This window comes from Desulfobacca acetoxidans DSM 11109 (assembly GCF_000195295.1).
GTDB lineage: Bacteria > Desulfobacterota > Desulfobaccia > Desulfobaccales > Desulfobaccaceae > Desulfobacca > Desulfobacca acetoxidans.
In genome coordinates, this window is sequence record NC_015388.1 from 2,208,649 (window position 1) to 2,221,716 (window position 13,068).

General features: G+C 51.0%; 15 protein-coding genes and 1 tRNA gene. 12 read left to right on the plus strand and 4 right to left on the minus strand.

Annotated features, from left to right (window positions below; all coding sequences use genetic code 11):
• Nucleotides 1–137: 137 nt before the first annotated feature.
• A complete protein-coding gene (gene acsC / locus DESAC_RS09815) occupies nt 138–1,478 on the plus strand; it encodes an acetyl-CoA decarbonylase/synthase complex subunit gamma (protein WP_013706910.1) in 1,341 nt (446 codons plus the stop codon).
• An 89-nt stretch (nt 1,479–1,567) separates the two neighbouring features.
• Nucleotides 1,568–2,461, plus strand: a complete 894-nt coding sequence (locus DESAC_RS09820; RefSeq protein WP_013706911.1) for a dihydropteroate synthase — start codon at nt 1,568–1,570, stop codon at nt 2,459–2,461.
• Between the two features lie 99 nt (nt 2,462–2,560).
• Here the strand turns inward: DESAC_RS09820 and DESAC_RS09825 are convergent, their stop codons facing one another.
• The 3 genes from DESAC_RS09825 to DESAC_RS09835 form a co-directional block, all read right to left on the minus strand.
• A complete protein-coding gene (locus DESAC_RS09825) occupies nt 2,561–3,040 on the minus strand; it encodes a TIGR00725 family protein (protein WP_013706912.1) in 480 nt (159 codons plus the stop codon).
• Nucleotides 3,041–3,179: 139 nt separating this feature from the next.
• On the minus strand, nt 3,180–4,181 hold the full coding sequence (locus DESAC_RS09830) for a GSU2086 family protein (RefSeq protein WP_013706913.1): 1,002 nt from the start codon (nt 4,179–4,181) through the stop codon (nt 3,180–3,182).
• A gap of 2 nt (nt 4,182–4,183) precedes the next feature.
• Entirely contained in the window at nt 4,184–4,792 is a 609-nt protein-coding gene (locus DESAC_RS09835; protein ID WP_373419369.1) for a D-sedoheptulose-7-phosphate isomerase, read from the minus strand.
• 522 nt (nt 4,793–5,314) lie between these two features.
• Between DESAC_RS09835 and gap the strand changes: the two genes are divergently transcribed.
• The 5 genes from gap (at nt 5,315) to DESAC_RS09860 (ending at nt 8,923) form a co-directional block, all read left to right on the plus strand.
• Nucleotides 5,315–6,325: a type I glyceraldehyde-3-phosphate dehydrogenase gene (gene gap / locus DESAC_RS09840; RefSeq protein ID WP_013706915.1), complete on the plus strand. Its 1,011-nt coding sequence runs from the start codon at nt 5,315–5,317 to the stop codon at nt 6,323–6,325.
• A gap of 100 nt (nt 6,326–6,425) precedes the next feature.
• Complete coding sequence (locus DESAC_RS16640; RefSeq protein ID WP_013706916.1) at nt 6,426–7,625, plus strand: phosphoglycerate kinase; 1,200 nt, start codon at nt 6,426–6,428, stop codon at nt 7,623–7,625.
• Between the two features lie 17 nt (nt 7,626–7,642).
• Nucleotides 7,643–8,398, plus strand: coding sequence for a triose-phosphate isomerase (gene tpiA / locus DESAC_RS16645; RefSeq protein WP_041284459.1), 756 nt, complete (start codon nt 7,643–7,645; stop codon nt 8,396–8,398).
• Between the two features lie 116 nt (nt 8,399–8,514).
• Nucleotides 8,515–8,829 (plus strand): preprotein translocase subunit SecG, encoded by a 315-nt coding sequence (gene secG / locus DESAC_RS09855; protein ID WP_041284460.1) that lies wholly within the window; start codon nt 8,515–8,517, stop codon nt 8,827–8,829.
• A gap of 8 nt (nt 8,830–8,837) precedes the next feature.
• Nucleotides 8,838–8,923, plus strand: a tRNA-Leu gene (locus DESAC_RS09860).
• Between the two features lie 185 nt (nt 8,924–9,108).
• Here DESAC_RS09860 and DESAC_RS09865 read toward each other — a convergent pair.
• The gene (locus DESAC_RS09865) at nt 9,109–9,462 is read right to left on the minus strand and encodes an AAA family ATPase (protein WP_041283920.1); all 354 of its coding nucleotides are present in this window, start codon (nt 9,460–9,462) and stop codon (nt 9,109–9,111) included.
• Nucleotides 9,463–9,777: 315 nt separating this feature from the next.
• Between DESAC_RS09865 and DESAC_RS16810 the strand changes: the two genes are divergently transcribed.
• From DESAC_RS16810 to DESAC_RS09880, 5 genes are all read left to right on the plus strand, one after another.
• On the plus strand, nt 9,778–9,912 hold the full coding sequence (locus DESAC_RS16810) for a hypothetical protein (protein ID WP_258164914.1): 135 nt from the start codon (nt 9,778–9,780) through the stop codon (nt 9,910–9,912).
• 60 nt (nt 9,913–9,972) lie between these two features.
• Nucleotides 9,973–10,599 carry a hypothetical protein gene (locus DESAC_RS09870; RefSeq protein ID WP_013706921.1) on the plus strand — a complete coding sequence of 209 codons (627 nt, stop codon included), beginning with the start codon at nt 9,973–9,975 and terminating at the stop codon, nt 10,597–10,599.
• A gap of 93 nt (nt 10,600–10,692) precedes the next feature.
• The gene (locus tag DESAC_RS09875; protein WP_013706922.1) at nt 10,693–11,349 is read left to right on the plus strand and encodes a hypothetical protein; all 657 of its coding nucleotides are present in this window, start codon (nt 10,693–10,695) and stop codon (nt 11,347–11,349) included.
• A gap of 2 nt (nt 11,350–11,351) precedes the next feature.
• Nucleotides 11,352–11,927 carry a hypothetical protein gene (locus DESAC_RS16075; protein ID WP_013706923.1) on the plus strand — a complete coding sequence of 192 codons (576 nt, stop codon included), beginning with the start codon at nt 11,352–11,354 and terminating at the stop codon, nt 11,925–11,927.
• The gene (locus DESAC_RS09880; RefSeq protein ID WP_013706924.1) at nt 11,875–13,053 is read left to right on the plus strand and encodes an MBL fold metallo-hydrolase; all 1,179 of its coding nucleotides are present in this window, start codon (nt 11,875–11,877) and stop codon (nt 13,051–13,053) included. Before DESAC_RS16075 ends, DESAC_RS09880 begins: the two co-directional genes overlap by 53 nt.
• Nucleotides 13,054–13,068: the final 15 nt, after the last annotated feature.

Genomic DNA, 13,068 nt, shown 5'->3' on the forward strand with positions numbered 1-13,068 from the left:
CAAAGATTTTGGCAGGCTCTTATCTGTTAACCGAGGGCATTCAGCAGAGCTGAACCGTATTCGTTTTATCTTTAAATTGAGATCGCTGAATGTATCAGCGCCTTCAGGGCGCAGGCCATAAATAAGGAGAGAGAGCAATGGCGTTAACTGGAATTGCAATTTTTAAGATGCTCCCTAAAACTAACTGTAAGGAATGCGGTTTTCCCACATGCCTGGCCTTTGCCATGGCCCTGGCCTCCGGAAAAGCAGAATTGGCCGCATGTCCTTATGTATCCGAGGAGGCCAAAGAAAAACTTTCCGCCGCCTCGGCCCCGCCGATTCGTCCGGTAAAGATCGACATGAAGGACGCCCAGATCACAACTGGCGGCGAGACCGTGTTTTTCCGGCATGAGAAGACCTTTTTTAATCCTACCATCCTGGCAGGTACCCTCAATAGCGACCTGAGCGACGCCGACATCGACGCCAAGCTCAGCGCTTTTATGAAAATGCAGTTTGAGCGGGTGGGTTTTAATCTGCGGCCGCAGATGTTTGTGGTTAAGGATGTAAATGGCGACGCGGCCAAATTTGCCGCCGTAGCCAAAGCAATCGTGGATAAGAGCGACGCCGCCATCGTATTGATGAGCGACAAGGTTGAGGTTTTGAAGGCTGGCGCCGAGGCTGCCAAAGAGCGCAAACCTGTCCTGTATGCTGCTACTGCGGCCAATGCCGACGCCGTCGGTGGTCTGGCCAAAGAGATGGGTCTCCCTGTAGTGGCGAAAGCAGACGGTTACGATGCCCTGGCCGAATTGACTACCAAGCTCACCGGCATGGGTTTGCAAGATATTATTTTGGATTCCGGGGCTCGGACCATCAAACAGGTGTTGCAAGACAACATCGCCATCCGTCGGGCCCCGCTCCTGGCGCAATTCAAGCCCTTCGGCTTTCCGACCATCAACTTACCCTGTGAAATGACCGATGATCCGATGAAGGAAGCCCTCTATGCTTCCATCTGCATTGCCAAGTATGGCGGCATTGTAGTTTTAAAAGACCTGGATCCGACTTATATCTTCCCGTTGTTGCTGCAGCGTCTGAACATTTACACCGACCCGCAGCGGCCAATGATTGTCACTCCGGGCATCTATCCCCTCAATAACCCGGATGAGAATTCGATTATTGCCATTACTACCAATTTCGCCCTTACCTACTTTATCGTTACGGGTGAGATTGAGGGAAGCAAAGTTCCCACCTGGCTCCTCATTAAAGACACCGAAGGTCTGTCGGTTATGACCGCCTGGGCTGCAGGGAAATTCTCCGGCGACGACGTCGGCATGTTTGTCAAGAAGTGCGGCATCGTCGATAAAGCAAAGACCCGCTCCCTCATTATACCCGGTTATGCGGCAGCCATCAGTGGCGACCTGGAGGAAGAGCTACCTGATTGGAAGATTCTCATCGGTCCACGGGAAGCAGCCCATATCCCGGCCTTCTTCAAGGCTCAGTAGGAAAGCAATCGGCTCTGAAGAAGACAACAATTCAAAGGAGGCCGTTTCCGGCCTCCTCAATCCAGTTCTCCAAAGAAAGGGGAGGCGATATGAGCCAAAGGTTGATCCGCATAGGTGAGAACCTCAACGTGGTGACCAAAAGATACGGCGAGGCCATGAAAAATCGGGATAAAAAGCCCCTGCAGGAGCTTGCCATGGCCGAAGCCGAAAAAGGCGTCGATTATATTGACCTTAATATCGGTCCGGCCAGAAAAGGCGGCGAAGAACTCATGGAATGGGTGGTAAAAACGGTGCAGGAAGTTGTACCCAACATCCCCCTGGCCCTCGACACCTCCAACATTGCCGCCATGGAAGCCGGCCTCAAAGTCCACAAAGGCAAGGCCCTTATCAACTCCATCATGGCCCGTCCCGAGCGCATGGATGGCATGATGCCCTTGGTGAGGAAGTACGATGCTTACATGATCGGTCTGCTTTGGGGACCGGAAGGTATGCCTCGAGATGAGCACGAACGGGGTATGCTCACTGCCGAAATCCTCGCGAAAGCGGCGGAGTATGGCATTGAGAATGAGGATATCTGGTTTGATCCCATCATCGCCCCCCTGAATATCCAGCAACAGCAGCTGGTGTCATCTTTAGAGTTCATGAAGATGCTTCAGGACATGGCGCCAGGGTCAAAATCCACCTGCGGTCTCTCAAACTCCAGCAATGGCGTGCCCGATAACCTGCGGCCGGTGATTAATATCACCTTTGCCGTTATGCTGCAACGGTATGGCATGTACTCCGCCATCGTAGATGCTTTTGATGATAAATTAAAAGCCATGACCTCGGGTGAGCCCAACCCTACGGTGGATGCCATCTACAAGGCCATGGACGGCGAGGCTGTGGACATGGACAAACTGGACCAGGATGGCAAAAACTATATCAAAACTGTCCGCTGTATCATGGGGCAGACCCTGTTTTCCGATTCCTGGCTGGAAGTGTAACGATAGAGGACATATATCTAACAGAAAAGGGGAGGGCGGCAGCCTTCCCCAGCTTTTTCTCCGGATCCGTAGGAACCACCCATCCGGACCCGGATAGCGTCAGACCCCACACTTTTTAATCCTCTGCAATATTAAATCAACTGCCTCCTGAGATGTCGTTACCATTGCCACCCCTTCCAACCGCCAGGTGACTGACAACCCCACTACGGGTTTTCCCAGCTTGAGTGCAATAGCCGCCTCCGAAATTGTGCCGTATTCCCCGTCTACTGCAATCAATCCGTCTGCGCTGTGGGCGATCAAGACATTGCGGGCGTGTCCCAGGTTGGTCGGAAGGCTATAGGTCAGGTAGGGATTGGCATCTTGTCGGTCTGGTCCGGGTAGGATACCGATACTAACGCCTCCCGCCTCCTGGGCACCCCGAGCCGCGGTCGACATGACCCCGCCCAAGCCACCGCAGAGCAGGACTGCGCCTCTCCGGGCGATTTCCTGACCTATCTGCCAGGCTACAGGGAGGATACCACCTGTTGCTTTGCTGCCGCCGATAACTGCAATATAGACCGGGGGTGTTCTGGAAATCATTTCATTGTCTTTTCTTTATCGAATTGATGAAACACTTCAACTGCTTAGGGGGAATACAAGATTTTCCCCTATCGGATGGGGCTGTCGGTGCCGTAGTGCTGTAGGAGCGGCACCGTCCACCATTCCTTGATCTATTCTCTCAGATAGGTGAGGTATTATCTCTTGGTAAATTTTTCCTGGCGGTTGCTTCCGAGCACTCCTCCACCACCATGGCCGCCAGGAGAGGAAACAGGATCTCATGATGGCCGGTCAGGGCGAATCCCTGTCCTGACCCTTGAGTGGGACGCCGCACGACGTTGGTCAAGGGTCGGTAGTGTTGGATAAAGTCCAGGTTGACGGTGGTCAATGGCGTTACCGGCGACCCAAGATTGCGGGCCAAAGAAAGTGCCTTGAGAAAAACCTCCGGCAATATGACCGCCGAACCGAGATTAAGATACACACCTCCTGCCAACCGGCTCACCAGAGCGGCAAAAACCCGAAAATCCTGGTGTGTGGCTTGCCCCAAAGCTGCCGGGTCGACGCTCGGATGCATATGGATAATATCCGTACCTACTGCCACATGTATGGTGGCCGGTATGCCTGATGCTGCCGCCTGCGCCAAAACGCTGAGATGGTTGTGGGGAAAATCGGCCTCTAATAGTCGCCGGCCGACAGCCTCTCCCAGTCCCAGACCTTGATCCACCCCCCAACTGATGGCGCGGTTGAGAAAAACGGCCGTTTCTTCCGCCATGCCGAACTGACCTGCTCCTATGACAGCCTCAACCTCCTCCGAGGTGCGTCCTACCATGGCGATCTCGGCGTCGTGAATGATGCCGGCGCCATTGAGGGCGACTGCCGAAATGAGGCTTCGATGCATCAGATCGATAATCAGGGGGCTTAATCCTACCTTTAAGACATGGGCCCCAAATCCGAGAAGAACGAGATGATCCTGCCGGCGAGCCTGCACCCAAGCCGCAGCAATCTTTCTAATATCGAGGCCGGCCAAGATCTTAGGCAGGGTGTTGAGGTAATCCTGGAAAGATCCGCCGGGCCGCCAGGGTTGGGCAAAATCGGTATGCGTGACTTTACTATGGCGGTCTTTCAGACTATACGTCTGGACCTGATCCAGAGACAGTGGGACAATCTTTTCGTACTCATTCATGGCTACTGAAAGCGTTCCGGAAATAGGAGGAAGTCCACCAGGTCGCACAGAATATGGCCTATGGCAAGCTGCACTTCCTGGATGCGGGGTGTCTGACGTGAACGGACGATCAGGGCAATGTCCGCCAAGGGCGCCATCTTGCCCCCTTCCCGGCCGGTTACCGCCAGCGTTTTTAGACCCTGGGCCCGGGCCACGGTCAAGGCCTGCACCACATTGGGGGAGTCACCGCTGGTGCTAATGCCCCAGGCAACGTCGCCCTTCTGCCCTAAGGCCTGAACCTGCTTGACAAAGACTTCCCGAAAATCGTAGTCATTGCCGACAGCGGTGAGAATCGAGGAATCAGTGGTCAGGGCGATGGCGGCTAAGGGCGGTCGCTCAATCTGAAAACGGTTGACAAATTCCGCCGCTAAATGCTGGGCGTCGGCAGCACTGCCGCCGTTGCCGAAGAGGAGTAACTTGTTCCCCTCACGCAACACCGTGGCCAACATCCGGGCTGCGGCCACCACCTGCTCCGTCTGTTCCTCCATAAAACTCGCCATCAACTGCATAGACTGTGAAAAGGCCTCTTTGACCCGGTGTTCGAGTAACATCTGTCTATCCTTCGGAAGGATTTTAGCTTATTGAGCAAATTATAACTGCACAGGCTCGAGAGTCTGTGCTATCGGCAACTGTTTTGCATAGTCTACGGGCGCTTTTGAAAGAATGACAATTACTATGTATCTTGGAGGGCCCAAAAGTCAAGAAAATCCGATTGGGAAACCTTAGTGGGCAGGTCAATCCTATATGTTCCATTACACTCCTTTAGAGGAGGAGTGTGAGCCCGATGAGCCGGGAATTGACTTTGAACTTCAGGATAGTTGGGAAAAAGATTGACGATTATGGAATGGTACTTTAATATTAACACGTTATTATCTTTTAGCGGTCGGTCGAAGTACTGGTATGTTAGAGGGCGGTGGAATTGGACCCTACAGCCTTTCCGCCGGTCGCCCTGGGGGAGAGAGCCGGGACGAAAAGTAAAACCGAAAACTTGAAATCTTATCCCAATACCTGGCCGTTAGAGAAAATCATTTTATCTCGAAAGTTATAAACCGTCTTGCGATGTTGACGTCCGGGCGGGAAAGGAGAAAATTGTTATGCCAATCCGTGTCGCCATTAACGGTTTCGGTCGCATCGGTCGTTGTTTGGCCCGGGTCATCTTTTCAGAGCGTCAGGATGTTGAGCTGGTTGCTATCAACAGCCGGGGCGATACCGAATCGGCGGCGCTGTTGTTCAAATATGATTCCATTCATGGCGTTTTCCCAAGCGAAGTAAGGGCTAGACCTGATAGCCTGATTATCGATGACCGCGAGGTCCGTATCACCCGTCTGGATGATCCCCGGAAGTTACCTTGGAAAGATCTGGCGGTGGATATTGTCCTCGAATCCACCGGAGTCTTTCGGGATCGTTCTTCTAATGAGGGCCACCTGGCGGCAGGCGCCCATAAGGTCATTGTCGGAGCGCCCGGTAAAAAGTTAGACGCTACTTTTGTCCTGGGCGTCAATGAAAAACACTATGATCCTGTAAAACATGTGATAGTCTCCAATGCTTCATGTACCACCAACTGCCTGGCGCCTTTGGTCAAGGTACTGCATCAACATTTTGGGGTAGAATACGGGTTGATGACAACGGTGCATTCTTATACGATGGACCAGCGATTGCTGGATGGTTCCCACCAAGATGCGCGGCGGGCTCGGGCGGCCGCCCTGTCCATGGTTCCTACCAGCACTGGGGCGGCCAAGGCCGTGGCCGAAGTACTTCCCGAATTGAAAGGCAAATTGGACGGTCTGTCGGTAAGGGTGCCAACGGCCAACGTCTCCATCGTTGATTTGAATGTCATGGTAGCCAGGACAACAACCAAAGAGGGGGTTAATCAGGCCTTCCAAGAGGCAGCCGCCGCGGAACTCAAGGGCATTCTGCAATATGTGACCCTGCCGCTGGTCTCCTGCGATTATAACGGCTGTCCCTATTCCGCCAGCCTCGATGCCGAACTTACTGCAGTCATGCAAGGCAACCTGGTTAAGATCATGGCCTGGTATGATAACGAGATGGGCTTCTCGCACCGCATGATAGACCTGGCGGCATATATGGGACAAAGATTAACTTGACCATTCATCCCACAGTAGTCTGCTGGCAACTGGGACAGAGGTTGCACCGCACGGGGAGCCGAGGAGCTGAACTCTTGACACTTGCGAAAAGGAGAGCCGGATGAAGTATCTACAAGACGTTGATATTCGGGAAAAAACGGTGTTCATTCGCGTGGATTTTAATGTTCCCCTCGACCGTAACCGCAACATTACTGATGATACTCGCATCAGGGCGGTTTTGCCGACTATTAATCATTGTTTGGATGAGCATGCCAGAGTCATTCTTGCCTCTCATTTAGGCCGTCCTAAGGGTCCTGATCCGAATAAGAGCCTGGAGCCGGTCTCCCGGCGGTTGTCCCGGCTGATTCACAAAACTGTGGAGTTTGTCCCGGATTGCATCGGCCCGGAGGTTCAAAAAATAAAGCAAAAGATGCAACCGGGGGATGTCCTGCTACTGGAAAACCTGCGATTTTACCCTGAAGAGGAGAAAAACGATCAGGATTTTGCCCGACAACTCATGGAGGGAGTGGACGTTTACATCAATGACGCCTTTGCCGTCGGTCATCGGGCACATGCCTCGGTTCATGCCGTAACCCTGTTTGCGCCGATCTGCGCCGCCGGTTTTCTATTGCGGGATGAAATCCTGTATTTCCATAAGTCCATGGAGGATCCGGCCCGCCCCCTCGTGGCCATCATCGGGGGCGCCAAGATTTCCAGTAAATTAACGGCTCTGATAAACCTCCTGAAGCATGTCGACAAGCTGATCATCGGCGGCGCCATGGCTAATACCTTTATCAAGGCCATGGGTTACCAGGTGGGAAAATCATTGGTGGATGACAGTCTGCTGGATGAGGCAAAAGAACTGATGAGCACCGCCCTGCAAAAAGGGGTGAAGTTTTATCTACCGGTAGACGTCATCGTAGCGGATAGCCTCGATAACCGGGCCGAAAACCGGGTGACGACAATTCAGGAAGTTCCGGCTGATTGGATCATCGCCGACATCGGACCTGCCTCTATCACCCTGTTCAATGAAGCCCTGCAAGATGCCCGCACCGTGGTGTGGAACGGCCCCATGGGCGCTTTTGAGATCGAGGCCTTCAGCCGGGGAACGCTGGCCATGGTGCATAACGTCGCCAACTCCTTCGCCCTGACCATCGTCGGCGGGGGTGACACCGATGTAGCTATTCACAAGGCCGGAGAAGTCAACAAATTCTCCTATATTTCTACCGGCGGCGGGGCCTTCCTGGAACTGTTAGAAGGCAAGAAACTGCCAGGTATTCTGGCCTTAGAGGAATGGCATAAAAAGCATCAAAGCGCTTGAGGAAACCGATGACTGAGATGCGAAGACCGCTCATAGCGGGTAACTGGAAGATGCACCTGACCCTGGCCGAATCCGCGGCTCTGGCGCGAACGGTGCGCACCGACCTGAAAGAAACGGCAGTTGCCGAAGTGGTGCTGGCACCGCCTTTTACCGCCCTGTCCGTTGTTGCTCAAGAACTGGCGGGTTCTCCAGTTCAGTTGGCAGCCCAAGACGTCTTCTGGGAACTACAGGGGGCCTACACCGGGGCTATCTCGCCCAGGATGCTGCAGGACGTGGGCTGCCGTTATGTTATCATCGGGCATTCGGAACGACGACAATATTTTGGCGAAACCGATGCTACCGTGAACCGTAAAATTAAGGCTGTTTTAACCGTCGGTCTTCAGCCTATGATGTGCATCGGCGAGACCCTGGCCCAACGAGAGGCTGAAGAGACTCTGGCAGTCATAACTTCCCAATTGACGGGAGGGTTGGCTGATCTGCTCCCGGAAGAGATAAACCGGTTGGTGATTGCCTACGAACCGGTTTGGGCCATTGGGACCGGACGCACCGCCACCCCCGAACAGGCCCAGGAGGTCCATAGCTTTATCCGGCAACTGCTGGCGAAACAAGTGAGGCCGGACATCGCCTATGGGTTACGCCTCCTCTACGGCGGCAGCGTCACCCCTGATAATATCAAGGTGTTGGCCCAAGCGCCGGATATCGACGGCGCCCTGGTGGGAGGAGCCTCGCTCAAAGCCGACTCATTTCTCAAGATCGCCGCCTTGGGAAATTAATCTTTCCGCAAGGAAGCAGGATATTCTCTGCTCCTGGTTTGGAAATGAGCGGCCGGATTATGAATCTGCAGACGTGGGTTGCTTTTTTCCATTCGATGAAGTATACTAGTAAAGTTATGACAAATATCATTGTTATCGTGCATATTATCGTCTGCCTGGCCCTGATTTTCATTGTCCTGCTGCAGACCGGCAAGGGCGCCGGTATCGGGGCGGCCTTTGGCGGCGCCAGCCAGACTTTTTTCGGCAGCTCCGGGGCAACGCCTTTTCTAGCCAAGTTGACGGCGGCAGCCGCTATTTTGTTCATGGTGACATCGCTGGCGTTGACCTTTATCGGTCATCAGGGTGGAGCTTCGGTGATGAAGGGGGCAGGGGTGCAACCGGCCGCGCCAACAGCGCCAGCCCCAACTCAGCCGGCTCCGCCTGGAAAATAAAATTCTATGCCGAAGTGGTGGAACTTGGTAGACACGCCATCTTGAGGGGGTGGTGGGGAGACCCGTGCGGGTTCAAATCCCGCCTTCGGCACCAAGTTATTATATTAGGCGTAATTCCAATGAGTTACGCCTTTCCTTTTGGCCGCTGGCCTCAATCCGCCCACATTTCCGCCCGTGGGCAGGGGCACCAGATAGTTGCGTTTGACATACCCCACCAGGCCCTTCCACCCCGCCCTTCTCATGCCCGCTGGCGGGATTACAGATTCCAACCGCAACCGGTCAAAAATCCGTTTCGCCGTATGGCGCTGTTTTTGGGCTTTCTTTATCAGCCTCTAACCGTTGATCGATAATCTGCAGATATGGCCCCAGGACTCGATAGGGTTGCTGGGCGCCGCCGCCAACCCCGGCCAGCCCTTTCTCGATCTCGTCAATGAACAGCAAACAGGGCGCCATGGCATCCACCGCCTTCAGGACTTTCGGCATCTTGGCTTCACTCTCGCCCACCAGGGAGCCGAAGACCCGACCCATGTCGAGGGACAGAACCGGCCAGCCGACTTCGTTTCCCAATGCCTTGGTGAAATAACTTTTGCCTGTCCTTGGGACTCCCAGGAGCAGGATTCCCCTGAAAGGCAACCCTGGTCACCGGTTCTTAAACCGGTTCAGCGTCCACTCCTTCAAGTTCTCCAGGCCGCCCAGAGTGGCGAAAGTCTCAGTGAATTGGGAGAACTGCAAGGCCGCCGATTTTTCCACCATCTGAGCCTTCAGGGTGCAATCTGTTATCACTTATGAGATCAGCTTATCAGCTTGAGCACTTGATCGGCAAACAGGGCGATGACACCAAACATCAGATGGAGCCTGACTTAGGAGCGGGGAGAAAACGCAATCCCCAACCACGTCAAGGCCCTGTTCGCCGTCCACGCCCAAATGGTGCAATTCCTGGCGGACAGCATGATCTCCGGCCTCAAGGTGGAAGGCATGGCCAAAAAGCTCGGCATCCCCCGTTTCACCCTGGCGGAAGCGGAGCGCCTGGCGGCCCAAAAGATGGAAGCCAAAGCATCTAGGAAACGGAAAAGAGCAAAATAATTAGGGGGTTGTGGCGCACCAGTCGCGGCCTTTCATTTGCAGCAAAAGGTGGTAAACGTAATGTCTAAGCACAATGGCAGGAAAAGGGAAAGCGCGGCGTTTTATAAAAAACATCACCAGCAGAAGCCCCAGCTATTATCCCCCAGCTTCAATCGTCAACTCATCGTGCAACTCTATCTGGCGGGTGAACACCCGGACGCCATCGCCGTTTCCATGGCGGAACCGGCGGTTACCGTCATAAGAGTTATCTACGAGACATTCTGGCAGAAAGACGGGCGGATGGAATTGCGGGATGATGAACTGCTCTCCATGCCCGTCGGAGATTTTGCGGCCAGCGAGCGGCTGAAGAGTTGCCTATTGGGGGCCAAACCGAAGAGCTTCAGGGACGTGGTGGACGGCGGCTTGGCGAAGCTGGCGGAACTGCCCCAAGAATCCTACGATCTTCGAAGAACTTTTCGAGTTGATGAAAAAGGCCGGGTTCTACCCCACCAAACGGAACCTCAAACAAATCCCGCCGGAGCGCCTCCCCCACCGCATCTTGCAGGAAGCTATTTGATGGCGGTTAAAGATAGGGGGCATTCACAGAGACCTGCGTGGGCTGTTTTGCAGAGGAAAACAAACATCGAAATGGTTAACCCTTCTGAAGACGTGAATTTTTTCCGACGGGGTGCCAAGGGGTTTGGGTAAAAATTGCTATTGATGTCTTTTTTTGCTAACATATATATGTGGAAGGGCTATCTGGAAATATAAGAACTTTATCTCTAATGGTACGGTCAGCATATGATAACTGATCAAATAGTAATACAAGGGTTGAGCATCGTTTTATTAGGGGATTTTAATCCGAAAATTTTTCAACCGGCATGGTTTGCCCAGGAGAATCTTATCAGAGCCCCTGAAGCCGAGGCTGCCGACATTAAAATTATTAACCCAGAAATAGTAATTTTTGAATTGGAGTGGCTTGAACTTCAAGTTACCCGTGATAGATGTCTATTTGGAACTACTCAAGAAGCTTACTATGAGGTCGTTCGCGATTTATGTTTAGGTACTTTCAAGTTATTAAGACATACCCCTATACAAAAGATGGGGATTAATAGAAATTATCATTTTAGAATGAATTCAGTGGAAGAATGGCACGCTTTTGGGCACAAAGTTGCCCCTAAAGAGCTTTGGATTAGCGTATTAAAAACCCCAGGCTTAGCAAGTTTGACAATTCAAGGAATGAGAGAAGATGACTTAAAAGGATACATCCGGGTGAAAGTTGAACCTTCTAAAAGGGCACATCCGGGAATTTATATCCAAGTTAATGACCATTATGAAGTAGAAGAAGCTTCAACTTCAATAGGATGTGAAAAAATTATCAATATTATCGAATCATTATGGAATAAATCCAAAGAAAAAGCTGAATTAATAATCAACAATATCTTGAATTGGAAATAATTATGCACATTTATAAATCTAATTTGGAGCAAAGTGAAGATGAGAACGGATTAGATTCACCAATTATATTGGTTACTGATCCAAGTGCATTGTTAGATACTAGAGGAATACGTTCTTGTTTTAAAAATCCAGAAGAGGAATCTCAAATCGATAAGATTGATGAGAACTTTGACAGGCTGGCGGAACAAACTGTAAATATTGGAGAATTTTCTTCACCCATTATTAAATTTCCTTCGATTTCTCATCGACGCAATCATATGGTTTCCTTGCAGAAGTGGCAAGGATATGTACTCATAGTTACAGATAATTCTCTCCTTGTTAGGCTGGTCGATCTATCTAAAAATGGGGGAGATGAAGAGGCTGAAATTCCTATTGAAGAAATTTCAGATGATGATAAAGACCTTATTAGGCCAGGGGCTATTTTTTATTGGAGTATTGGATACTTAGATAGTTATAGTGGACAACGTTCGCGGGTGTCTGTTATAAGATTTCAGAGGTTACCATCATGGAGTAAAGAGGAGATAGATGCGGCTAAACGAGAAGCAGAACATCTCCAGGAAGCAATTACCTGGAAATAATGACTATCTAGCTCCTGAGCAAGATGAGATAGAGGTTTCTCTTTTTGGCCCTGGTTATGGAGAAAGCGTACTATTACACATCGGCTATAATCAATGGGTCATAGTAGATTCATGCATTGAGCCTGTCTCTGAGTTCCCTGCCCCTATTTCTTATCTTCGTAGAATCAATGTAGACCCCGCAATTGCCGTCAAGCAGATTATCGCTACTCATTGGCATGATGATCATGTCCGCGGATTAGCCGAAGCATTCAAAGAGTGCAAATCTGCTGAATTTGTGTGTTCTGTAGCCCAAACAACCAAAGAATTTTTCACCCTTGTTGCTGTATATGGTGCTCGCTCAATGATCGAAAGTACAGGGGTTAAGGAATTTTCTGAGATTTTGGAAATTTTGAGGAATAGGGGGACCAAAAACAAATTTATCTCACCTAAATTTGCGGTTGAAGGCAGATGCCTTTGGCAACGCAATACTAAGCCCGGAGATCAAAGTCAGCCGTGCGCTATATATGCTTTATCGCCTTCAGATGCTTCAGTGCTACTTGCTCAAATCGGGCTTTCTAAACTTATTCCACAAGTAGGTGAGACAAAAAAGAGAGTTCCATCTTTGGGACCAAATCATTCATCAGTAGTATTATTAGTGACGATTGGCCAAGACTCAATTCTATTAGGGGCAGACCTTGAGGAAACAGGAAATTCAAATACAGGTTGGATGGCGATAATAAATTCCGGGACCCGCCCAAAGGAGAAAGCATCTTTTTTTAAAATTCCACACCACGGTTCGGTTACTGCTGATAATCCACAAGTTTGGTCTTTAATGCTGAGATCAAAGCCAATCTCTTCATTGACACCGTTCGCGACAGGAAAAGTTTTTTTGCCCACTAAAGATGATGTAGTTAGAATTTGTAATAACACTGATAAAGCCTTTGCTACAAGCATTCCCAAACATCCTAAATCTAGAAGTCGGCCAAAGATGGTAGAAAAGCAGCTAAAAGAAATGAGAATAAAGTTAAGGAGCGTCTATTGTTCTCCTGGCCAGGTGCGTGCGCGCGGTCGTTATATTGACGAAAAAATAAACTGGACGGTTCAGTTATTAGGGGGAGCTATCGAATTGAAAGATATTTATCATTGAAAAATTCATTGTAAG

Coding starts and splice junctions, on each gene's coding strand:
- acsC (WP_013706910.1), top strand. CDS start 138: ATGGCGTTAACTGGAATTGCAATTTTTAAGATGCTCCCTAAAACTAAC.
- DESAC_RS09820 (WP_013706911.1), top strand. CDS start 1,568: ATGAGCCAAAGGTTGATCCGCATAGGTGAGAACCTCAACGTGGTGACC.
- DESAC_RS09825 (WP_013706912.1), bottom strand. CDS start 3,040: ATGATTTCCAGAACACCCCCGGTCTATATTGCAGTTATCGGCGGCAGC.
- DESAC_RS09830 (WP_013706913.1), bottom strand. CDS start 4,181: ATGAATGAGTACGAAAAGATTGTCCCACTGTCTCTGGATCAGGTCCAG.
- gap (WP_013706915.1), top strand. CDS start 5,315: ATGCCAATCCGTGTCGCCATTAACGGTTTCGGTCGCATCGGTCGTTGT.
- DESAC_RS16640 (WP_013706916.1), top strand. CDS start 6,426: ATGAAGTATCTACAAGACGTTGATATTCGGGAAAAAACGGTGTTCATT.
- tpiA (WP_041284459.1), top strand. CDS start 7,643: ATGCGAAGACCGCTCATAGCGGGTAACTGGAAGATGCACCTGACCCTG.
- secG (WP_041284460.1), top strand. CDS start 8,515: ATGACAAATATCATTGTTATCGTGCATATTATCGTCTGCCTGGCCCTG.
- DESAC_RS16810 (WP_258164914.1), top strand. CDS start 9,778: ATGATCTCCGGCCTCAAGGTGGAAGGCATGGCCAAAAAGCTCGGCATC.
- DESAC_RS09870 (WP_013706921.1), top strand. CDS start 9,973: ATGTCTAAGCACAATGGCAGGAAAAGGGAAAGCGCGGCGTTTTATAAA.
- DESAC_RS09875 (WP_013706922.1), top strand. CDS start 10,693: ATGATAACTGATCAAATAGTAATACAAGGGTTGAGCATCGTTTTATTA.
- DESAC_RS16075 (WP_013706923.1), top strand. CDS start 11,352: ATGCACATTTATAAATCTAATTTGGAGCAAAGTGAAGATGAGAACGGA.
- DESAC_RS09880 (WP_013706924.1), top strand. CDS start 11,875: ATGCGGCTAAACGAGAAGCAGAACATCTCCAGGAAGCAATTACCTGGA.